The sequence below is a fragment of the Streptomyces sp. CC53 genome (assembly GCF_001865245.1).
In the GTDB taxonomy this organism is placed as follows: domain Bacteria; phylum Actinomycetota; class Actinomycetes; order Streptomycetales; family Streptomycetaceae; genus Streptomyces.
This window is the reverse complement of the sequence record NZ_MKXB01000102.1, coordinates 1-1110: the sequence shown is the minus strand read 5'-3', so window position 1 is coordinate 1110 and position 1110 is coordinate 1. Positions and strand designations below refer to the sequence as shown.

1 protein-coding gene is annotated in these 1110 nt (G+C 69.0%); it reads left to right on the top strand.

Going from position 1 to position 1110, the window contains the following annotated elements:
- Positions 1–102 precede the first annotated feature (102 nt).
- A complete protein-coding gene (locus tag BJP40_RS09350; RefSeq protein ID WP_079171046.1) occupies positions 103–1104 on the top strand; it encodes an IS630 family transposase in 1002 nt (333 codons plus the stop codon).
- Positions 1105–1110 lie beyond the last annotated feature (6 nt).

The following is a 1110-nucleotide window of genomic DNA, read 5'->3' as shown; positions in this document are numbered from 1 at the left end:
TATTGATCCGAAACGATTCGGGTTCTGGGTCGTTGGTGGGGTGTGAGCGATCTGGTGGGGGACGCGCGGCATCTGTCGCCGTCGGCGCAGGAGGCCCTTCGGCTGCGGGCGGTGGCCGCGTTGGTGGCGGGGCGGGACCGTGAGGACGTGGCGGCGGTGTTCGGGGTGTCGCTGAAGGCGGTCGACATCTGGTGGGCGAAGTGGCAGGCCGGCGGGCGGGAGGCGCTGGTCATGCAGCCGCGGGGCAAGCCGGTCGGGGTGCACCAGGTGCTCGGGGAGGCCGAGCAGGCCGCTGTGCGGCAGGCGGTCCTCGATCACCGGCCCTGCGACGTGGGCTTGAGCGGGCAGTTGTGGACGCGGCGGCTGATCGGTGACCTGATCGCGAAGCTGTACCGGGTGCGGCTGACAGAACCGGGGGTGGGCAAGTACCTGAAGCGGTGGGGGCTGTCCTTCCAGCGTCCGGACAAGCGGGCCGTGGAGCAGGACCCGGAGGCCGTGCGCCGTTGGCACGAGGAGACCTGGCCGGCGATCCGGGCGAAGGCGAGGAAGGACGGCGGCGAGGTCCTGTTCGCCGACCAGGTCGGCATCCGATCCGACCAGGTCACCGGCCGCACCTGGGGAGAGAAGGGGAAGACGCCCGTCGTGCGGCGGACTGGGAACCGGTTCTCGGTGAACGCGATGTCCGCGATCAGCACCAAGGGCCGGATGCACTTCATGGTCTTCGCCGAGAGCTTCACCGCCGAGGTGATGTGCCGCTTCCTGGACCGGCTGGCCGGCCACTTCGACCGCAAGATCCATCTCGTCGTCGACGGGCACTCCGCCCACCGTTCCAGGAAGGTCCGCGACTGGCTCGCCGCCCACCTTGACGACATCGAGCTGCACTTCCTGCCGCCGTACTCGCCCGAGCTGAACCCCGACGAGCTGGTCAACGCCGACCTCAAGCACAGCCTGCCCAAGCAACACCGAGCCCGGAACCAGGCCGAACTCGCCGCCGAGACCCGCCGCTTCTTCCGCAGACGCCAGCGTCAGCCGCACATCGTCCGCGGCTACTTCGGCGGCCCGCACGTCCGCTACGTCTTGAACGAGAACCCCATGAGTTTCTGATCAATA